This is a genomic window from Tersicoccus sp. Bi-70, assembly GCF_001968825.1.
Classification (GTDB): domain Bacteria; phylum Actinomycetota; class Actinomycetes; order Actinomycetales; family Micrococcaceae; genus Tersicoccus.
Genome location: NZ_MIEU01000014.1, coordinates 208,827 through 227,611 on the forward strand (window position 1 = coordinate 208,827; position 18,785 = coordinate 227,611).

Below are 18,785 nucleotides of genomic sequence, written 5' to 3' on the forward strand. Positions count from 1 at the left end.
CCCTAGGGGTATACCGTAGGGTCATGGCACACGACCGACACGCCAGTTCCACCATCGACGAATCCCGCACCCCCACCGCCGGGTCCAGGCCTGCTCACGAGCACCACCACGGCGGCCACGAGAGCCACGGCGCCGGCCATGAAGGTCATGCCGGTCACGGCGACCACGTCGCCCAGTTCCGCCGGCTGTTCTGGATCATGCTCGTCCTCGCCGTGCCGGTGGTGGCGTTCAACGAGATGTTCGCCCACCTGCTCGGCTACCACCTGCCCGACGCCGCCTGGGTGCCGTGGCTCTCCCCGGTGCTCGGCACCGTGCTCTACGTCTGGGGCGGCCGCCCGTTCCTCACCGGCGGCGTCGCGGAACTGCGCTCGCGCAGGCCCGGCATGATGCTGCTGATCGCCCTCGCCATCACCGTCGCGTTCCTCGCCTCCTGGGGCGCGAGCCTCGGCCTGCTCGATGCGCAACTGCACTTCTGGTGGGAGCTCGCGCTGCTGGTCGTCATCATGCTGCTCGGGCACTGGATCGAGATGCGCTCGCTCGCGATGACGACGTCCGCCCTGGACTCCCTCGCCGCGCTGCTGCCCGACGCCGCCGAGCGGATCGACGGCGACGACGTCGTGCCCGTGGACCCCTCCGACCTGATGGTGGGCGACCTCGTGCTCGTCCGCCCCGGTGCGGCCGTGCCCGCGGACGGGCGGATCGTCGACGGGTCGGCCAGCATGGACGAGTCGATGGTGACCGGCGAGTCCACCCCGGTGGAACGCTCGACCGGTGACCGCGTCGTCGCCGGCACCGTCGCCACCGACTCCGGGCTGCGGGTCGAGGTGACCGCGATCGGGGAGGACACCGCCCTGGCCGGCATCCGCCGGCTCGTCGCGGAGGCGCAGGGCTCCAGCTCCCGCGCGCAGCGGATCGCCGACACCGCCGCCGCCTGGCTGTTCTGGTTCGCGCTCGGCTCCGCCGTGATCACCGCGCTGGTCTGGACCGCGATCGGGATGCCCGATGACGCCGTCGTGCGCACCATCACCGTCCTCGTCATTGCCTGCCCGCACGCCCTCGGCCTGGCCATCCCCCTCGTCGTCGCGATCGCGACCGAGCGGGCGGCCCGCGGTGGCGTGCTGGTCACCGACCGGCTCGCCCTGGAGTCGATGCGGACCGTGGACACCGTGCTGATGGACAAGACGGGGACGCTGACCCGGGGCGAGCCGACCGTCACCGCCGTCGCGACCGCGGCCGGCGAGGCCGGAGCCCGCTCCGAGGACGATGTGCTCGCTCGTGCCGCGGCCGCCGAACGGGCCAGCGAGCACCCCCTGGCGACGGCGATCGTCCGCGCGGCCGGCGACCGCGGGCTCGAGTTGCCCGCGGCGGACGGCTTCACCTCCTCCCCCGCGGTCGGCGTGCGCGCCACGGTCGACGGCACCGTCGTCGAGGTCGGCGGCCCCCGCCTGCTCGAGCAGCGCGGCCTCGACGAACTGCCCGAGGCCGGCCCGTGGCACGACGAGGGCGCGATCGTCCTGCACGTCGTCGTCGACGGCCGCGTCGCCGGGGCGCTCCGGCTGGCCGACGAGGTGCGGCCCGAGTCCCGTGACGCCGTCGACGCCCTGCACGCCGCCGGGGTGCAGGTGGTGATGGTGACCGGTGACGCCCGGCCCGTGGCCGAGACCGTCGCCCGCGAGCTCGGCATCGACCGCGTGTACGCGGGGGTGCGGCCGGAGGACAAGGCCGCGACCGTCACCGAGCTGCAGCGGGAGGGCCGGAGAGTGGCGATGGTCGGTGACGGCGTGAACGACGCGCCCGCCCTGGCGGCGGCCGACGTCGGCATCGCGATCGGCGCCGGCACGGACGTGGCGATCGCCTCCGCCGGCGTCATCCTCGCCTCCTCGGACCCGCGCTCGGTGCTCTCCGTCATCGCCCTCTCCCGGGCCGCGTACCGGAAGATGCAGCAGAACCTGTGGTGGGCCGCCGGATACAATCTGATCTCCGTGCCGCTGGCCGCCGGTGTCCTGGCCCCGATCGGGTTCGTCCTGCCGATGAGCGTGGGAGCGATCCTGATGTCGATCTCCACCGTCGTCGTGGCGCTGAACGCGCAGTTGCTGCGCCGCCTCGACCTGACGCCGGCCCGCAGCGTCGCCGCGTTCCTCGAATCCCACTCGTCCGACGACCGCTCGTCCGAATCCCGCTCCCCCGACCGCCGACCCGCGACTCGCAGCTGAGAAGTAAGGAAGCCACCACCATGGCCACCACGTCCGAGACTCCGTCGACCGCATCGGCGTCGACAGCGCCGTCGAGCCCCGTCCACGGCTACATCAGTGACAAGGACCGGTACCTCGCGCGCCTCAAGCGCATCGAGGGCCAGGCGCGCGGCATCCACCGGATGATCGACGAGGACACCTACTGCATCGACATCCTCACCCAGATCAGCGCCCTGACCAGTGCCCTGGAGAATGTCGCCCTGGGCCTGCTCGACGACCACCTCAAGCACTGCGTCGTGGACGCGGCGAAGGCCGGCGGTCCGGACGCCGAGCAGAAGATCAAGGAAGCGTCCGACGCCATCGCGCGGCTCGTGAAGTCATGACCGAGCAGGACGTCCTCCCTGAGCTGGCCGACGGGCCGCACGACGGCATCGCCCTCGTCACCGGGGCGAACAGCGGCATCGGCTATCAGATCGCCGACCAGCTGCTCGACCGCGGCCTGACCGTGTGGGTCGCCGCCCGAGACGAGGTGCGCGGCGTCGACGCCGCCGAGCGGCTCGGCCGCGGCGCCCGCGCGGTGCAGCTCGACGTCGTCGATCCGGAGTCCGTCGCGCGGGCGGCCGCGACCGTCGGCGACCTGGACGTGCTCGTGAACAACGCGGGCGTCAACCCCGGCGGCGATGACCTCGCGTCGACGTCGCTCGACCAGCTCCGGCTCGCCTACGAGACCAACGTCTTCGGCCTGATCACCGTCACGCAGGCGTTCCTGCCCGCCCTGGAACGCTCGGCCCACCCGCGCATCGTCAACATCTCCAGCGGCACCGGCTCCCTGACCTGGAACAGCGGGCCCAACCCGCAGTTCGACTGGGAGCGCGTGCGTGGCGGCGGCCTCGCCTACCGGTCCTCGAAGACCGCGGTCAACGCGGTGACGCTGCTGACGTCGCAGTCCCTCGGCGAGCGTTTCAAGGTCAACGCGCTCGCGCCCGGCCTGCGCACCACGAACCTGATCCCGGGGATGACGGCGGGCGGCGACCCGGCGGAGGCCGCGACCGGAGCCGTCCGGCTCGCGCTGCTGCCGGACTCGGGCCCGACCGGCGCCCTGTGGTCCTGGGACGGGACGCGCGCCCCCTGGTGACGCCGGCCGCTCAGGCCGACGACGACGGTGTGGACGGGGTCGGTGTGGACGGGATCGGCGTGGACGTCCCGGCCCGGCCCGGGAGCGGGAAGCGAAGCCGCATGAGTCCGGCCGCGACGGCGGCGGCGAGGACGATGCCGGCGCCCACGAGCAGCGCCGTCCGGTAACCGCTGCCGAGCAGCGGCGCGACGATCAACGGGCCCGCCACCTGGCCGACGCCGTAGCCGGCGGTGAGGATCGCCACCGCGCTGGACACCCCGAGCTGCCGGCCCGTCGCGAGGGACAGCGTCGTGACGCCGATGAAGGTGGCGCCGAACAGCACCGCGGACGCGATCGCGGCGGCCGGGCTCTCCGAGAGGGCCGGCAGCGCGATGCCGATCGCCTGGAGCAGCAGTGCGCCCGCGATCAGCGTGGGCCGGGAGGCGCGGGAGCTCAGCCGGGACCAGAGGGCGCTCGAGGGCAGCGACGCGAGCCCGACGATGATCCACACGCCGGCGCTGAGCCAGCCCGGCGCGGTGGCGTGCACGGCGGCGACGAGGAAGGTGCCGGCGATGATGTACCCCGCCCCCTCGAGGACGTAGGACGCGCTGAGCAGACCGAACAGCCCGAGATGGCGCTCCTGCCGGCCTGCCTGTGCCGCCGGGACGGCCCGACGCCGGCCGACCTCACCGACGGGCCAGCCGATGGCGAGCAGAACGACGGTCAGGGCCGCCGCCGACCACCAGGCCGTCTGCCAGTCCCCCACCTGCTGCACGATCGCGACGAGGATCCCGGACAGGGCGATCCCGGCGCCCACGCCGCCGTAGGCCCACCCGACCAGGTGCGCCGCCGAGCGGGCGAGCTGCGTGAGGATCGTGTTGCCGGCCACCATGAACACCACCGCGCTCGCGACGCCGGCGATCCCACGCAACGCCACCCAGGTGGCGACATCGTGCACGAGGGGCATGACGGCCAGGGTGACCACCAGGACGACGCCGCTGATCTGGAGGGCCGGGCGGGAGCGGCTGACGGTCGGCACGAGGATCCCGAGGACCGCCCCGACGAGGTAGCCGAGGTAATTGCCCGTCGCCAGCAGGCTCGCCTGCTGCGGGGACAACCCGGCCTGCGCCTCCATGAGCGGCAGGATCGGCGTGAAGACGAAGCGGCCCACCCCCATCGCCGCGGCCAGCACGGCGGCCGTCCGGAGGGCGACCGACCAGCCGGGCTGCGTGCTGCGTTCTTCCACCGGGATGGCCATCGCCTCTTTCTCCGTGAACCCGATCATCCGGGCACGGCAACGGTTCGACAGGGAGAGGTCACGCCGCCGGCCACGTCGGCACCTGCCGACCGTGAGCGGTTCGGCTCGGGACGTCGACCGGCCGTCACGGTGATGGGGTGTTCGGTTCGACCGTCGAGGTGGTGGGCCCCGTGGGGCTCGAACCCACGACCCGCGGATTAAAAGTCCGATGCTCTGCCAACTGAGCTAGAGGCCCCTGCCCGCGAGCGGGCTGCCTCCACGGTAGCGCATGACGACGGCATCATCGGCAGGTGCAGCGACCGTCAGTCCGGCGGTGCGACCGCCAGCAGGAGCAGCGCGAGCAGCGCTTCCCCGTAGGCCTCGGAGGCGGTGGCACCGGTGAAGGCGCGGTCCTCGCCACGCAACCGGGCGCGGACGGTGAACCGCCCGTCCTCGTCGGCCGTCAACGACCGGAATCCGTCCCGCAGCAGGTCCCGCAGCTGGCCCTCGGCCGGGAGCCACAGTGCGTCCTGCAGGTCCACCGAGTCCAGCGCCCACTCGGTGGTGCCGTTGAAGCCGAGGATGGTGCCGGTCGGGTACTCGTGCGCCTCGATGGTCATGTCGCTGACCGTGTAGACGTCCTTGCGGTCCTCGTCCGGCACCAGCCGGGACTGCTCCGGGTCCAGGACGAACCGGTCCCCCGGCTCCGGGGTCCAGCGCAGTCCCGCGGTGCGCAGCGCCCGGGCCAGCTCGGTGGGAATCATCGCGGTGGGCCTCCGTCAGCGGCGGAACAGCGAGCCGACGGCCCGCTCGATCCGGTTGACCGAACCCTGCAGCCCGGCCCCGACCCGCAGCGCGCCGTCGGTGAACCGCAGCCCCTGGCCGGGCCGCAGCTGGGCCAGGACGTCGAGGTCCGCGTCGACGACGACGGCGATGACGGGGTAGCCGCCGGTGACGGGGTGGTCGGCCAGGAAGATCGTCGGCAGCCCGGATGGAGGCACCTGGAGCGACCCGGTGACCATGCCCTCGCTCGGCAGCTCGTCCTCGCGCACCCGGGTCAGGGCCGGTCCGTCGAGCCGGGTCCCGACCCGGTTCGAGTCGCCGGTCACCGTCCAGCGTTCGTCCATCAGTGCCTGCCACGCCGCGTCGTCGAACCAGTCCCGCCGGGGACCGGGCCGCACGCGGACGACGGCGTCGCCCTCCTCCGCCGGCCGCGGCCGGAGCGGGCGCCTCGGCCGGGCGAGCGTGAGCCGGGTCCGGCCGACGGCCAGTTCGTCGCCGGTGGCCAGCGGCCTCGGCCCGAGACCGGAGAGCAGATCGGCGCTGGCCGAGCCGAGCACGGGCGTCGCCTCGATGCCGCCCTGGAAGGCCAGGTAGTAGCGCATGCCGGTGACCGCGGGGCCGATGTCGAGCAGCCCGCCCGCGGGGATCGTCAGCGACCGGTTGGCCGAGACCGGCTCGGCGTTGACGCGCACCGGGCCGTCCGCTCCGGTGACCGCGCACAGCAGTTCCGCGTGGGCGCGCAGCTGCAGGCCGCCCTGGAGCACCTCGAGCAGCGGGGTGCCGGGGTCGTTGCCGACCAGGGCGGTGGCCACGGCGGCGGCGTGCCGGTCCAGCGCGCCGGCCGGGCTGACACCGAGGTCGGCCTGCCCCGCGCGTCCGGCGTCCTGGATGAGCGTCTGCGGGCCGGCCTGCAGCACGGTGAGCTTCCGCACCGCGGCGCCGGCCCGTCCTGCGGCGGTGGCACGCGTGACCGGCGAGGCGCCGGCAAGCGGTCCGATCGGTGCCTCGGTGGCGGTCGCGGTATCAGTGCTGGTGGCGGCGGCGGCCACCACGAAGCGCACCGTGTCGCCGGGCCCGACGGCGGCGGGCGGCTGCGCACCGGCGTCCCACATCGGGTGGTCCGTGCTGCCGATCAGCCGCCATCCGCCGGGCGAGGCCGCCGGGTAGACGGCGCTGAAGCCGTCGGCGAGCGCGACGGAGCCCGGCCGCACGCGCGTCCGCGGGGTGGGCAGCCGCCGGACGGTCAGACCGTGACCCCCGGAGGCGGACTCGGCATCGGGGGACCCGGCGGCATCCGCCGGCAGCAGGTATCCGAAGCCGGGTGCGAAGCCCATGAACCCCACGCGCCACACGGTGCCGGTGTGCCGGGCGATCACCTCGTCGACGTCGACGCCGAGCTCGGCGGCGACGTCGGCCAGGTCGGGCCCGTCGTAACGCACGGGAACGCTGATCTCGCGGCCCGCGTCGGTGGTCGCGGACACGTCCACCTCAGGACCCGCCGATCCGAGGACGCCGGCGAGCCACGTGCGGGCCCCGGGCAGGTCGGCCGGGGTCGCGACGATGACGAGCAGGGTCCGGGCGGCCGGAACGAGGTCCACGACGGCGTCGGGTCGGCGCGCCTGCAAGCGGGCGCGCAGGCGGAGTACGGCGGCATTGTCGGCGAGCTCGACCAGCAGGGCCCGGTCGCCGTCGGGCAGTACCCGCACGGAGGGATCCGACGAGGGTGCTGCCGAGGCCGGAGCCGACGACGGGGTGGACGAGAGCGCCGACGGACGGGTCCCACTCATGCGAACGCCCCCAGTTCGATGCCGGCACCGGTCAGCGCCTTCCGGACGGCGTCGGCCATCGCGACCGCGCCCGGGGTGTCGCCGTGCACGCACAGGGAACGGGGCCGGACCTCGGTGACGGTGCCGTCCACGGCGGTCACGTGCCCGTCGCGCGCCATCACGACGGCGCGCTCGGCGATCTCCTCGACGTCGTGCAGCACGGCGCCCTCCTCCCGGCGGGAGACCAGAGCACCGCCGGGCGTGTACGCGCGGTCCACGAAGGCCTCGCGCACGAACGGGTGCCTCTCCTCGGCGCAGACCGCCTCGATCACCGAGGCCGGCAGCCCGAGGATCGGCAGGGCGGGGTCGGCCAGACGGACGCCGGCCACCACCGCGCGGGCCTGGGACTCGTCAACGGCGATCGTGTTGTAGAGCGCGCCGTGCGGCTTGACGTAGCGGACGGCGGTCCCGGTCGCGCGGGCGATCCCGTCCAGGGCGGCCAGCTGGTAGAGCACGTCCGCGGTCAGCTCGTCGGGGGCGACGTCCATCCGGCGCCGCCCGAAACCGGCCAGGTCCCGGTAGGCGACGTGCGCCCCCACCGTGACGCCGTGCTCGCCGGCGAGGCGGCAGGACCGCAGCATGGTCATCGGGTCCCCGGCATGGAAGCCGCAGGCGACGTTGACGCTGGTGACGAGCGAGAACATCGCCTCGTCGTCCCCCATCGTCCACGCGCCGAAGGACTCGCCGAGATCGCAGTTCAGGTCCATCGCACCTCCTGACGAGGGTGGCCGGTCGTCCCTCATTATGAGCACACGACCGGCGCGCGTCAGCCGATCGGCTCGGGCAGCGGCTCGACGGCGTAGGCGAGGCCGATGGTGGCCCCGGTGGTCGGATCGCCGATCTCGACCTCCCAGCGGTCGGCGAACTGGTCGACGCCCTGCTTCATCGTGATGGTGCCGGAGATCAGCACGGTGCCCGGCGTGTCCAGGCCCCGCTCGGCGAGCACACCGAGCCAGTGGTCCGGGTCGAGCAGCGCGCCGAGCGTGCCGTCCTGGATGAGCGCCCGGTCCTCCCCCACCCACGCCTTGAGGGTTAGCGCGTCGAGGTGGTCGCGGACGTCGTCCAGCCGCCACGCGTCGGTGGCGATGACGTCCGGGGAGGCGTTCTTGCTCCACGCGACGCCGTGCACCTCGAGGTTGCGGTCGGTGTGGTCGCAGGCCGCGGTGAGCAGGACGCCGGACTCGGTGATGATCAGCGCCCACTCGGCCTCGCCGGAGGTCTTCGCGTGCTGGACCTGGACGACGTCGGTCTGCTGGGCGAGGTAGGGAGCGATGGGGTACATGGTCGGGATGGTGTCCGGCCCGGGCACGCCGAGCTCGGCCAGCTCCTCGATGTGAGCCCGCACCTCGGCCTGGTCGCGGCCGGCGTACCCGGCGTTGAGCAGGCGGGTCACGGCAACGGTCTCGGTGGTGCCGTCGGGAAGGGCGAAGGTCAGGGTGGTCATCGGGGCTCCTCATGTGTCGGCGGTGTGTCGGTGTGCAACAGGGAGGTCAAGTCTCGCGACGACGCCGCCGCAGGTCTGGTCAGCACGTCGCTGTATGCCTAATGTATACAACACGTCATTCCCCGCGCACCGTTACCGAGGAGAATCCATGACCCCCGACCGCCCGGTCTCCCCCGACGAGGCCATCGACCGCCGAGGCCTGTACAAGGCGTTCGTCGCCAGCCTCACCGGCACATCGCTGGAGTGGTACGACTTCGCCGTCTACTCCGCCGCCTCCGCCCTGGTCTTCCCCATCCTGTTCTTCCCGTCGACGGACCAGTTCACGTCGACGCTGCTGGCCTTCAGCACGTACGCCGTCGGCTACGTCTCCCGGCCCGTCGGCGGGGTGGTGTTCGGCCGGCTCGGTGACATCATCGGCCGCAAGCGCGTCCTCGTCATCACCCTCCTGCTGATCGGCATCTCGACCTTCCTGATCGGCGTGCTGCCGACCTATGTCGACATCGGCGGCACCGCCGCCCTGCTGCTCGTGGTGCTGCGCTTCGCGCAGGGCGTGGGCGTGGGCGGCGAGTGGGGCGGCGCCGTCCTGCTCTCCAGCGAGTTCGGCGACCCGAAGCGGCGCGGCTTCTGGGCGTCCGCCGCGCAGATCGGCCCCCCGGCCGGCAACCTGCTCGCCAACGGCGCGCTGGCCGTGCTCACGGCGTCCCTCCCGTCCGACGCGTTCCTCGAGTGGGGCTGGCGCGTGGCGTTCCTGCTCTCCGCCCTGCTGGTCGCGTTCGGTCTGTGGATCCGGCTCAAGCTCGAGGACACCCCCGTGTTCAAGGCGCTCGAGTCCCGCGGCGACCGCTCCGAGTCGCCCGTGCGGGAGGTCTTCGCCACCCAGCTGCGGCCGCTGATCTCCGGCATCCTCTCCCGGCTCGGGCCCGACGTGCTCTACGCGCTGCTGACGGTGTTCAGCCTGACGTACGCGGTGCAGCACCTGAACCTGTCCCGCAACGCGGCCCTCGTGGCCGTGCTGGTCGGCTCGGCGTTCCAGCTGGTGACGATCCCGCTGGCCGGCTGGCTCTCGGACCGGGTCTCGCGGCGGGCGCTGTACGCCGTGGCCGCCGCCGGCACCGCCGTCTTCAGCTTCCTGTTCTTCGTCATCCTCCAACCCGGCGCCCAGGGGCTGCTCATCGTCGCTCTCATCATCGGGCTGACGTTCCACTCGTTCATGTACGGCCCGCAGGCCGCGTACGTGATCGAGCAGTTCCACCCGCGGCTGCGCTACACCGGCGCCTCGCTCGCCTACACGATCGCCGGCGTGTTCGGCGGGGCGGTGGCGCCCCTGATGTTCACGCTCGTCTCGTCGAACGGCGCCGTGTGGTGGCCGGTCGCGCTCTACGTGGCAGTGGCGTGCGTGCTCACCCTGATCGGCCTGGCGATGGGTCGGCCGGCGAATCACGACGAGGACGACCAGTACCTGCGCCAGTACGCGGCCGATCACCAGAACTCCCCCAGCCTGTGAGTCCCGCCGCGACCCCGGCCCTGGCGAGTGGCCGACGCCGTCGCTCGTGATCCGCGCGTGTTGCTCGGCGGCTGGTCCTCAGCCGCCGAGCAACACGCGTTCGGTGACCCGCAGGTGCTCGGTGATCGCGGCGGTCGCCGCCTCGTCGTCGCCCGCCGCGAGAGCCGCCAGGATCGCCCGGTGCTCGGCGACCACCTGGCGCTGCCGCTCCGGGGACCGGAAGAGGGCCTCCACGCCGATCACGATCTGACGGGAGCGCAGTCGGGCGTAGGTGGCCGAGAGCAGCCCGTTGCCGACGGCGTCGATCAGCGACTGGTGGAAGGCGCGGTCCAGGTCGATGAACGCCCGCTCGTCCCCGCCGTCGGCCAGGGACTCCTGCGCGGCGAGCACCTCGTCCATGGCGGCGACCGGCGCGGTGTCGGCGTGCATGGTGCTCAGCGCGGACTGGCACTCGAGCATGGCGCGCACCTGCATGAGGTCGTGGATCTGCTGCCGGCCGATCACCGGCACGCGGGCGCCGCGCTGCGGGATCATCTCGACCAGCCCGTCCGCGACGAGCAGCAGGAGCGCCTCACGCACGGGCGTGCGGGAGACGCCGATGGACGCGGCCAGTTCGGTCTCGTTCAGGAAGGTGCCCTGCCGGGCGGGGTCGGAGAGGACCTCGTCGCGCAGGTACGCGTAGGCACGTTCCCGACCGGACGTGGCCGCAGGGGCACCATCTCGCATACCTTATGTATACAACACGAGGAGGACACGTCTCGATGCGTACAGCACTGGCCCAGATCACCAGCGGACCCGATCTCGAGGAGAACCTCGCGCTGGTCCGCGAGTACACCGCCCGGGCGGCGGCCGAGGGAGCACGCCTCGTCGTCTTCCCCGAGGCGACGATGCGCGCCTTCGGGCACCGCCTGACGGACATCGCCGAGCCGGTCGACGGGCCGTGGGCGACCGCGGTGCGGCAGATCGCCGCCGAGCACGACGTCACGGTCGTCGTCGGCATGTTCACCCCGGGCGCGGACGGGAAGGTGCGCAACACCCTGCTCGCCACCGGCCCCGGCGTGGACGCGCACTACGACAAGATCCACCTCTTCGACGCGTTCGGGTTCGCGGAGTCGGACACCGTCGACGCCGGGGACGCGCCGGTGACGTTCACGGTCGACGGCGTGACCGTGGGCCTGGCCACCTGCTACGACGTGCGCTTCCCGGCGCTGTTCACCCGGCTCGCGAACGAGGGCGCCCAGGTGATCGCCGTCTGCGCGTCCTGGGGCGCCGGCCCGTCCAAGACCGAGCAGTGGGACCTGCTGGTGCGGGCCCGCGCCCTGGACGCGACCGCGTACGTCGCGGCGGCGGGCCAGGCCGACCCGCAGGTCACGGGCGTCCCGGTCAAGGACGGCGCCCCGACCGGCGTCGGCCACAGCGCACTGATCGATCCGCTGGGCTTCCCCGTCGCCGTCCTCGAGGGTCAGGCCGATCTGCTCGTCGTGGACGTCGATCCCGACGTCGTCGCGCAGACCCGCCGCACGCTGCCGGTCCTGGCCAACGCCCGGCTCTGACCGGGTGCTCCGGGCGTCGGGTTCGTCCGGCGGGCCGGGAGTATCCTGACGGGCATGAGCGAGAAGCCCAGCTCTTCAGCACCCCGACCGCACCGCCCCGTGCAGATGGATCCCGCGGGATTCGAGTCGTACGAGGGGGGCGCGGATCCCGTCCGGATCTCCGAGGCGGCGCACCTGGCCGCCCGCGCTCTCGTCCGCCACGGCCGCGCGTCCGAGGACCCCGAGGTGACCCGCCGGCTGGTCAAGCTCGCCGACAAGCAGGGGCTGGAGGCGATCGCCGAGATGTGGGCGGAGAGCCCCGCCCGCTCGCTGCCCGGTGCCCTCTGGCGGCTGTACGCGATCCGGGCCTCCGCGCAGCGTGACCCGCAGCGGATCGCCGAGTTCTTCAAGTCCGGTCAGGCGAAGGCGCAGGTCGCCAACGTGGTCGCCGGGGTGGCCGAGCCGCCCGGGGCGGTCGAGATGCGGGAGATGGCGGACGCGATCCTCTCCGGCGCCTTCGACGGGGAGTTCGACGTCGCCCTCGAGCGCAGCGCCGCCTTCTGCCGGGTGGTCGCCCTCGGGCAGGCGAACTTCGCCGACGACGCGGAGACCAGCAAGCCCGACTACGCCACCGAGCTCACCCGGCGCTCGCACCGGCTGATCAAGACGGCGGAGGACCTGGAGGCATCGGCGGAGGCCTGGCGCCGCGGCCACCTGGACTGATCTCGTCCGGGCCGACCCACCCGGACGGTGGTCGCCGGCGGGTCGCCGGACCGGCGTCGTCCACCCCACGCCGATAGGCTGGAACGCATGCAGATCCGGCCAGAGGACCAGCCCGACGAGACCACCGGCGCCCGCAGGACGCGCGGATCGTCCACGTCGCCGACCGAGCCGATCGCCACGTCGTCGTGGGACCGGACGCAGGCCATCGACCGGCCCGACCTCGACGGCGGAGCCCCCACCCAGGTGAACCCGACCACGCCGCTGAACCGCTCCGGCAAGAGCCGCAGAAGCGACGGCCCGGACTACAGCAACTGGTACGAATCCGACCTGTACGTCTCCGAGGACGACGGCGGCGACGAGGGCGTGGACGAGACGCCCACCCGGCCGATCGCGTCCACCGGTCGCGGATCCGCGGGCACCCGCGAGCCGGTCGGCGACCGCACCGAGGCGTTCGACCGGGCCGAGGCGCCGTCACGCCGGGACGAGCGGGAGACGACGGCCCCGCAGCCGATCAGCAGCGAGCGAGCCGCCTGGGGCGAGGACGACCAGGACGCGGATCCGGACGACCGGTATCCCGATGACCAGGACGACCAGAACGGCCGGGGCCGGCGCGGTCGCGCGGCTGCCCTGCGATCCGACCGCCTCGACCGGGACGACCGCGTCGACGACCGGGCATTCGTCAGCGCACGCGACCCGTACCGGGCGAGCATCGGCGCGAAGCTGGGCCTGCTGGTGCTGGGTCTGCTGCTCGCCGTGATCGCCGCCCTGCTGCTCGGCATGAACGGGACCGCCGCCGCGCCCTCGGTCCGCGCCGGCGCCCCGCTGGGCGGGGGCCTGCTCGCGGTGCTGGGCTTCGGCGCCGGCGTGCTGTGTGTGGCGGTCGTGCTCATCGCCGGTCGCACCAGTTCCACGGCACCCCTGATGGGCTCGCTGATCGGCCTGCCGGCTCTGGTCGCCCTGTTCAGCGGCGACGCCGCCGCGCTGGTCCGCGGCCAGCTGACGTCGTGGTCGGTGCCGGGCCCGATGGCGGAGGCGTTCGTGCGCCCGGAGACGGCGCTGGCCGGCGTCCTGCTGTTCCTGATCGGTGTCGCCTTCTCCACCCGTCGCCGCGCCGAGGACCTGGCCGGCCCCGTCAGCTCGTTCTTCCTCGGCCTGTTCTCGACCATCTGCTTCCTCCCCGGGCTGGCGCTGTTCTGCCTCGGGACCCAGGAGAACCTGCTCCGCTCGTTCGCCCAGGCGGGCTGGCCCTCGGCCGAGGTCACCCGGCCGCTCTCCCTCGTCCTCGGCATCGTGCTGATGGCCATCGGGGTGGCGTGCACGTCGCGGGCGCCCGGCGGCATGGTGGTCGCCGGCGTGCTGGTCCTCGTCGTCGCCCTCGCGGCCGGCTTCCTCTTCCTCGCCGGTTCGACCGTGCTGCCCGCGGGCGTGTTCGGCGTCGTGCAGCGCGACGTCACCGCGACAGCGCCGCTCGCGGCGCTGCTGGCGGGCCTCAGCCTGCTCGTGGCGTCCTTCGCCGGCCTGTCGCTGGGCCGGGAACCCGAGCGGTCCGCCGATTGGTATTGAGCCGCTGACCTGCGGTTTCGCGAGCCCCGGCCAAGGCGCTCCCGGTGGTGTTTGACAGGGCCCGACGTCGAGGAGTTGACTGAGGCACGGCGTCGAACCGTGGCAGCCCCGGGCTCCAACATATAGCCGCTTCGAGCGGCCTTACGCCGAGAGGCGCTCCCGGTTCGGCGCCACCTCTCTGCCCGGAGCACGGCCGGGACCTCCGCGACCGGACCACGTGAAGAGGACCGGCGACGGCGTCGCCGCCGGTGTTCACGCAGGCCGGTTACAGTGAGCCCGTGCGCTTCACGTTGTTCCCCCAGCAGAACGAGGGGATCGAGCTGCTCACCGAGATGGCGCAGCAGCTGGGCGAAGCGGTCCGCATCCTCGGTGAACTGCTCGGGGCGTCCGTGCAGGACGCCGGCCGGCTCTCCGCCTCCCTCCACGAGCTCGACGCGACCACGGCCAACCTGCAGTTCGCGCTGCTCACCCGGATGCGGACGAGCCTGATCTCGCCGCTGCCCCGCGAGGACCTCTACGCGCTCGCCGTCCACATCACCGGCGTGATGACGAGCCTGGACGCCGCGGGCCACCTGATCGAGCTGCACCGGTTGACCGGCCTGTCCCGGCGCCCCGCGGAGCAGCTCGAGGTGATCAGCCAGCAGGTCGACAGCACCACCCGGGCGATGCGCCGGCTCACCACCCTGGACGAGCTGGAGGACTACTGGATCGAGGTGCACCGGCTCTCGCGCCGGGCGGAGAGCACCCACCGCAAGCACCTGGCCGAGCTGCTCGCCGAGCACACGCAGACCGGCTTCGAACGGCACCGCTTCCTCGCCGACCAGCTGGTCGAGACCACCCGGCGGCTGCGGGACATGGCCAGCGACGTCGGGCAGATCATCGTGCGGGAAACCTAGAGGTGTCGCTGCTGCTCGTCATCACCCTCGTGGTGAGTGGGGCCCTCGTGTTCATCGCCGGCTTCCACGACGTCTCCAACTCGATCGCGACGGCCGTCCGCACGCACGCGCTCAGCCCCTCGATCGCCGTCCTGGTGGCGGCCGTCTTCAACGCCTTCGGCTGCGTGGCCGGCACCGCCCTCGGCTCGACCGTCGCCGACTGGCTGATCCTGCCGGACGGCCCGTTCAATCTGGGCGTGCTGTTGTGCGGCGTGCTCGCCGCGTGCTGCTGGGGCCTGCTGACGTACTGGTGGTCGCTGCCCTCATCCACGACGCACGCGCTCGTCTCGGGGCTGGTGGGGGCGTCCGTGGCCACCGTGCTGCTCGGCCACGAGGCGCTCGACGGGGTGGACGGTCAGTTCTGGCTCGCGGTCGCCCTGCCGCTGCTCGCGACCCCGGTCGTGGCCTTCGTGCTCAGCTTCGCCGCCGTCGCCCTGTTCGGCTATCTCGACCGCAACGCGGAGGTCCACTTCCTCTCCGCCCGCAACCGCGCGGCCCTGGCCGTCGGATCCGCCGTCGTCGCCCTCGGTCACGGCATGCAGACCGGGCTGCGCTCGATCACGGTGATGACCGCCGCCCTGATCACCGCCGGCGTGGCGGACCGGGACGGCGGCCCGGTCGGCGCCGTCGTCGCGGCGGTGGCCCTGATCGGGGCGGCGGGCTGCCTCACCGGGGGCTGGCGCATCACCCACACCCTCGGGTACCGCCTGGTGCGCATCGACCCGCTGCGGGCCATGGTCACGCAGTGGATCAGCGCCGCGCTCATGTTCGGTGGGACGACCGTCCTGGACGTGCCCGTCTCGAGCAGTCAGACCGTGGCGGCCGGGCTGCTCGGTACCGCGGCCAACCACCGGTTCGTGGCGATCAACCGGCCACTGGCCACCCGCATCGTCGGCATCTGGGTGCTCACCGTGCCGGCGTGCCTGCTGCTCGGCGGCGTGCTGTGCCTGGCGATCGACCCGCTCGTGGGCCTGGCGCGCTGACCAGCCCTGCCCACTGACCAGCCGGCGCGGATCACCCGAAGCGGCCGGAGACGTAGTCCTCGGTGGCCTTCACGGACGGGTTGTTGAAGATCGTCCTGGTGTCCGCGTACTCGATCAGCTTGCCGGGCTTGCCGGTGCCGGCGATGTTGAAGAACGCCGTCTTGTCCGACACGCGCGCCGCCTGCTGCATGTTGTGCGTGACGATGACGACCGTGTACTTCTCCTTGAGCTCGTTGATCAGGTCCTCGACCGCGAGCGTGGAGATGGGGTCCAGGGCCGAGCAGGGCTCGTCCATGAGGATGACGTCCGGCTGCACCGCGATGGTGCGGGCGATGCACAGGCGCTGCTGCTGGCCGCCGGAGAGGCCGGAGCCCGGCTTGTCGAGGCGGTCCTTGACCTCGTTCCACAGGTTGGCGCCGCGCAGGGAGGTCTCGACGATCTCCTCCTCGGCCCTCTTGCCGAGCCGCTTGCCGTTCAGCTTCACGCCGGCGAGCACGTTGTCCCGGATGGACATGGTCGGGAAGGGGTTGGGGCGCTGGAACACCATCCCGACCTGGCTGCGCACGGTCACCGGGTCGACGCCGGGCGCGTAGATGTCGTCACCGTCGAGCAGCATCTTGCCTTCGACGTGGGCGCCCGGCAGCACCTCGTGCATCCGGTTGATGGTGCGCAGGAACGTCGTCTTGCCGCAGCCGGAGGGTCCGATGAACGCCGTCACGGAGCGCGGCTCGATGCTGATCGAGACGCCCTCCACGGCGAGGAACTTCGAGTAGTAGACGTTCAGATCGTCCACGTCGATGCGCTTGGACACGGTACTTCCTTCAGGTTCGGAGGCTGCTGACCGGTGCGGTCATCGGCCGGAGGTCTTGGGGGCGAAGAGGCGGGCGATCAGGCGGGCGACGAGGTTGAGCAGCATCACCAGCACGATCAGGATCAGCGCGGCCGCCCAGGCCCGCTGTTCGCTGGGGCCCGGGTTCGTCGGCGACGTCGGCGTCAGGATCTGCGTGTAGATGTACGCGGGCAGGGACTGCATCCATCCTGAGAACACGTTGCCGTTGATGCCGGTGGCGAAGCCCGCCGTGACGATCAGCGGCGCCGTCTCCCCGATCACGCGGGAGATCGCCAGGGTCACGCCGGACGCGATGCCCGAGATCGCCGTCGGGATCACCACCTTGAGGATGGTGCGCCACTTGCGCACGCCGAGGGCATAGGCCGCCTCCCGCAGCTCGTTCGGGACGATCCGCAGCATCTCCTCCGCCGAGCGGACGACGGTGGGGATCATCAGCACCGACAGGGCGATGGCGCCGACGATGCCGGCCTTGAAGCCCGGCCCGAGGATCAGCCCGAAGAGGGCGGCGGCGAACAGGCCGGCCACGATCGACGGAATGCCGGTCATCACGTCGACGAAGAACGTGATGGCGCGCGACAGGGTCCGGCCCTGGCCGTACTCGACGAGGTAGACGGCGGTCAGCAGGCCGATCGGGACCGAGATCACCGTTGCCCACACGGTGATCAGGATGCTGCCGAGGATGGCGTGGTAGGCGCCGCCGAGGACCGCGGTGCCCTCCCGCACGGCGCGGTTGTCCTGCGCGCCGGTCATCCCGTTCATCGAGGTGCCCAGGAAGTTGGCGGTCAGCCCGGGAATGCCCTTGCCCAGCACCGTCCAGATCACCGAGAGCAGCGGGAGCAGCGCGACGATGAACGCCGCGACGATGAGCGCCGAGACGAGGGCGTCGACGCCCTTGCGCCGTCCCTCCACGAGCCCGACCGTCACCGGCCAGCCGATGACGAACAGGACGGCGGCGAAGAGGATCCAGCCGACCAGGGAGAAGCCGATCAGGGAGGACAGGGCGGCCCCGAGGACGAGGGCGGCGGCGAGCACCGCCCACCGGGACCAGCCGGGCAGCTTGCCCCGGGTGAGGGCCGAACGGCCGCGGATCTGTGTGGTGGCGGTCATCCGTTCGCTCCTGAGAACTCCTGGTGGCGGCTGATGATCCAGCGGGCGATCATGTTCACCGCGAGGGTGATGACGAACAGCACGAGGCCGGCGGCGATCAACTCGGAGAGCCGCAGCCCGAACGCCTCGGGGAAGTTCAGGGCGATCTCGGCGGCGATGGTCTGGTTGCCGGACTGGACCAGGCTGGCCTTCAGGCCGCCGGAGGAGAGGACCATGGCGACGGCCATGGTCTCGCCCAGCGCCCGGCCGAGGGCGAGCATGATCGAGCTGATGATGCCGGCGCGTGCGAACGGCAGCACCGACATGCGGATCATCTCCCAGCGCGTGGCGCCGAGCGCGAGCGCGGCCTCCTCGTGCAGCTTGGGGGTCTGCAGGAAGATCTCCCGCGACAGCGAGGTGATGATCGGCAGGATCATGACGGCGAGCACGATGCCCGCGGTCAGCATGGTCTTGCCCGTGCCCGAGGCGGGACCGGCGAAGAGCGGGATCCAGCCGGCGTAGGTGGCCAGCCAGTCGTAGACCGGCACCAGCGCGGGCGCCAGGAAGGCGATGCCCCACGCGCCGTAGACCACGGAGGGGATCGCCGCCAGCAGGTCGATCAGGTAGCCCAGGCCGTTGGCGATCCGCCGGGCGGCGTAGTGCGAGATGAACAGGGCCACGCCGATCCCGATCGGGGTGGCGATCACCAGGGCGATGGCCGAGGCGATCAGGGTGCCGATCACCAGCGGGAAGATGTACGTGCCGAAGCCCGCGCCCCCACTGATGTCGGCCGGGTTCGCGCCGAAGGTCGGCAGCGCCTGGACGAGCAGGAAGAGGGCGACGGCGAACAGCACGACGAGGATGAGGATCCCCGCCGCGAGCGCGGCGCCCGAGAAGACCTTGTCCCCGGCCCGGCCGGAGCCGTCCCGTTCGGGAGCGGAGCTGGCCCCCACCAGCTGATTCCTCGTCAGTGACACTCGTCATTCGCCTTTCACGACGTCGGTCGCATCGGT

The 18,785-nt window shown here is 72.5% G+C and carries 18 protein-coding genes and 1 tRNA gene; 9 read left to right on the plus strand and 10 right to left on the minus strand.

Annotation, left to right across the window (positions count from 1 at the left end):
• Positions 1–23: 23 nt before the first annotated feature.
• Genes BGP79_RS12110 through BGP79_RS12120 form a run of 3 tightly spaced genes read left to right on the plus strand, consistent with a single transcriptional unit; the run spans position 24 to position 3,327 of the window.
• Entirely contained in the window at positions 24–2,213 is a 2,190-nt protein-coding gene (locus BGP79_RS12110) for a heavy metal translocating P-type ATPase (protein WP_083701868.1), read from the plus strand.
• A 20-nt stretch (positions 2,214–2,233) separates the two neighbouring features.
• A complete protein-coding gene (locus tag BGP79_RS12115) occupies positions 2,234–2,575 on the plus strand; it encodes a metal-sensitive transcriptional regulator (protein ID WP_076695843.1) in 342 nt (113 codons plus the stop codon).
• Positions 2,572–3,327: an SDR family NAD(P)-dependent oxidoreductase gene (locus BGP79_RS12120; protein ID WP_076695845.1), complete on the plus strand. Its 756-nt coding sequence runs from the start codon at positions 2,572–2,574 to the stop codon at positions 3,325–3,327. The genes BGP79_RS12115 and BGP79_RS12120 overlap by 4 nt, the downstream gene beginning before the upstream one ends.
• A gap of 10 nt (positions 3,328–3,337) precedes the next feature.
• Here BGP79_RS12120 and BGP79_RS12125 read toward each other — a convergent pair whose 3' ends face one another.
• The 6 genes from BGP79_RS12125 to BGP79_RS12150 all read right to left on the minus strand — a co-directional run bounded on the left by BGP79_RS12125 (position 3,338) and on the right by BGP79_RS12150 (position 8,596).
• Complete coding sequence (locus tag BGP79_RS12125) at positions 3,338–4,564, minus strand: YbfB/YjiJ family MFS transporter (protein WP_076696075.1); 1,227 nt, start codon at positions 4,562–4,564, stop codon at positions 3,338–3,340.
• Between the two features lie 159 nt (positions 4,565–4,723).
• Positions 4,724–4,799 (minus strand) — tRNA-Lys (locus tag BGP79_RS12130).
• Between the two features lie 67 nt (positions 4,800–4,866).
• A complete protein-coding gene (locus tag BGP79_RS12135; RefSeq protein WP_076695847.1) occupies positions 4,867–5,307 on the minus strand; it encodes a hypothetical protein in 441 nt (146 codons plus the stop codon).
• 15 nt (positions 5,308–5,322) lie between these two features.
• The gene (locus BGP79_RS12140; RefSeq protein ID WP_076695848.1) at positions 5,323–7,032 is read right to left on the minus strand and encodes a 5-oxoprolinase/urea amidolyase family protein; all 1,710 of its coding nucleotides are present in this window, start codon (positions 7,030–7,032) and stop codon (positions 5,323–5,325) included.
• 77 nt (positions 7,033–7,109) lie between these two features.
• Positions 7,110–7,859: a LamB/YcsF family protein gene (locus BGP79_RS12145; RefSeq protein WP_076695850.1), complete on the minus strand. Its 750-nt coding sequence runs from the start codon at positions 7,857–7,859 to the stop codon at positions 7,110–7,112.
• Between the two features lie 59 nt (positions 7,860–7,918).
• Positions 7,919–8,596, minus strand: a complete 678-nt coding sequence (locus BGP79_RS12150; RefSeq protein ID WP_076695852.1) for a DUF2848 domain-containing protein — start codon at positions 8,594–8,596, stop codon at positions 7,919–7,921.
• Between the two features lie 148 nt (positions 8,597–8,744).
• Here BGP79_RS12150 and BGP79_RS12155 point away from each other — a divergent pair, with 148 nt between their 5' ends.
• A complete protein-coding gene (locus BGP79_RS12155; protein ID WP_076695853.1) occupies positions 8,745–10,100 on the plus strand; it encodes an MFS transporter in 1,356 nt (451 codons plus the stop codon).
• A 78-nt stretch (positions 10,101–10,178) separates the two neighbouring features.
• On the opposite strand, the gene BGP79_RS12160 is transcribed toward BGP79_RS12155, so the two are convergent.
• Positions 10,179–10,826 (minus strand): GntR family transcriptional regulator, encoded by a 648-nt coding sequence (locus tag BGP79_RS12160; RefSeq protein ID WP_076695855.1) that lies wholly within the window; start codon positions 10,824–10,826, stop codon positions 10,179–10,181.
• 35 nt (positions 10,827–10,861) lie between these two features.
• Here BGP79_RS12160 and BGP79_RS12165 point away from each other — a divergent pair, with 35 nt between their 5' ends.
• From BGP79_RS12165 to BGP79_RS12185, 5 genes are all read left to right on the plus strand, one after another.
• Entirely contained in the window at positions 10,862–11,653 is a 792-nt protein-coding gene (locus tag BGP79_RS12165; RefSeq protein ID WP_076695857.1) for a carbon-nitrogen hydrolase family protein, read from the plus strand.
• A 54-nt stretch (positions 11,654–11,707) separates the two neighbouring features.
• Positions 11,708–12,355 carry a hypothetical protein gene (locus tag BGP79_RS12170; RefSeq protein ID WP_076695859.1) on the plus strand — a complete coding sequence of 216 codons (648 nt, stop codon included), beginning with the start codon at positions 11,708–11,710 and terminating at the stop codon, positions 12,353–12,355.
• 87 nt (positions 12,356–12,442) lie between these two features.
• Positions 12,443–13,918, plus strand: coding sequence for a tetraspanin family protein (locus BGP79_RS12175; protein WP_076695861.1), 1,476 nt, complete (start codon positions 12,443–12,445; stop codon positions 13,916–13,918).
• Between the two features lie 278 nt (positions 13,919–14,196).
• Positions 14,197–14,814: a hypothetical protein gene (locus tag BGP79_RS16640; RefSeq protein ID WP_076696077.1), complete on the plus strand. Its 618-nt coding sequence runs from the start codon at positions 14,197–14,199 to the stop codon at positions 14,812–14,814.
• A 2-nt stretch (positions 14,815–14,816) separates the two neighbouring features.
• Positions 14,817–15,836, plus strand: a complete 1,020-nt coding sequence (locus tag BGP79_RS12185; protein WP_076695863.1) for an inorganic phosphate transporter — start codon at positions 14,817–14,819, stop codon at positions 15,834–15,836.
• 31 nt (positions 15,837–15,867) lie between these two features.
• On the opposite strand, the gene pstB is transcribed toward BGP79_RS12185, so the two are convergent.
• The 3 genes from pstB to pstC are packed head-to-tail and all read right to left on the minus strand — an operon-like array spanning position 15,868 to position 18,725.
• Positions 15,868–16,647 (minus strand): phosphate ABC transporter ATP-binding protein PstB, encoded by a 780-nt coding sequence (gene pstB / locus BGP79_RS12190; RefSeq protein WP_076695865.1) that lies wholly within the window; start codon positions 16,645–16,647, stop codon positions 15,868–15,870.
• A 39-nt stretch (positions 16,648–16,686) separates the two neighbouring features.
• The gene (gene pstA / locus BGP79_RS12195) at positions 16,687–17,793 is read right to left on the minus strand and encodes a phosphate ABC transporter permease PstA (protein ID WP_076695867.1); all 1,107 of its coding nucleotides are present in this window, start codon (positions 17,791–17,793) and stop codon (positions 16,687–16,689) included.
• A complete protein-coding gene (pstC, locus tag BGP79_RS12200) occupies positions 17,790–18,725 on the minus strand; it encodes a phosphate ABC transporter permease subunit PstC (RefSeq protein WP_076695869.1) in 936 nt (311 codons plus the stop codon). The genes pstA and pstC overlap by 4 nt, the downstream gene beginning before the upstream one ends.
• Positions 18,726–18,785: the final 60 nt, after the last annotated feature.

What these genes read in the sequence shown, in the direction of transcription:
- BGP79_RS12115 (WP_076695843.1), top strand. Translation starts at nt 2,234, where the DNA reads ATGGCCACCACGTCCGAGACTCCGTCGACCGCATCGGCGTCGACAGCG.
- BGP79_RS12120 (WP_076695845.1), top strand. Translation starts at nt 2,572, where the DNA reads ATGACCGAGCAGGACGTCCTCCCTGAGCTGGCCGACGGGCCGCACGAC.
- BGP79_RS12125 (WP_076696075.1), bottom strand. Translation starts at nt 4,564, where the DNA reads ATGGCCATCCCGGTGGAAGAACGCAGCACGCAGCCCGGCTGGTCGGTC.
- BGP79_RS12160 (WP_076695855.1), bottom strand. Translation starts at nt 10,826, where the DNA reads ATGCGAGATGGTGCCCCTGCGGCCACGTCCGGTCGGGAACGTGCCTAC.
- BGP79_RS12175 (WP_076695861.1), top strand. Translation starts at nt 12,443, where the DNA reads ATGCAGATCCGGCCAGAGGACCAGCCCGACGAGACCACCGGCGCCCGC.
- BGP79_RS12135 (WP_076695847.1), bottom strand. Translation starts at nt 5,307, where the DNA reads ATGATTCCCACCGAGCTGGCCCGGGCGCTGCGCACCGCGGGACTGCGC.
- BGP79_RS12110 (WP_083701868.1), top strand. Translation starts at nt 24, where the DNA reads ATGGCACACGACCGACACGCCAGTTCCACCATCGACGAATCCCGCACC.
- BGP79_RS12150 (WP_076695852.1), bottom strand. Translation starts at nt 8,596, where the DNA reads ATGACCACCCTGACCTTCGCCCTTCCCGACGGCACCACCGAGACCGTT.
- BGP79_RS12165 (WP_076695857.1), top strand. Translation starts at nt 10,862, where the DNA reads ATGCGTACAGCACTGGCCCAGATCACCAGCGGACCCGATCTCGAGGAG.
- BGP79_RS12170 (WP_076695859.1), top strand. Translation starts at nt 11,708, where the DNA reads ATGAGCGAGAAGCCCAGCTCTTCAGCACCCCGACCGCACCGCCCCGTG.
- BGP79_RS12155 (WP_076695853.1), top strand. Translation starts at nt 8,745, where the DNA reads ATGACCCCCGACCGCCCGGTCTCCCCCGACGAGGCCATCGACCGCCGA.
- BGP79_RS12145 (WP_076695850.1), bottom strand. Translation starts at nt 7,859, where the DNA reads ATGGACCTGAACTGCGATCTCGGCGAGTCCTTCGGCGCGTGGACGATG.
- pstA (WP_076695867.1), bottom strand. Translation starts at nt 17,793, where the DNA reads ATGACCGCCACCACACAGATCCGCGGCCGTTCGGCCCTCACCCGGGGC.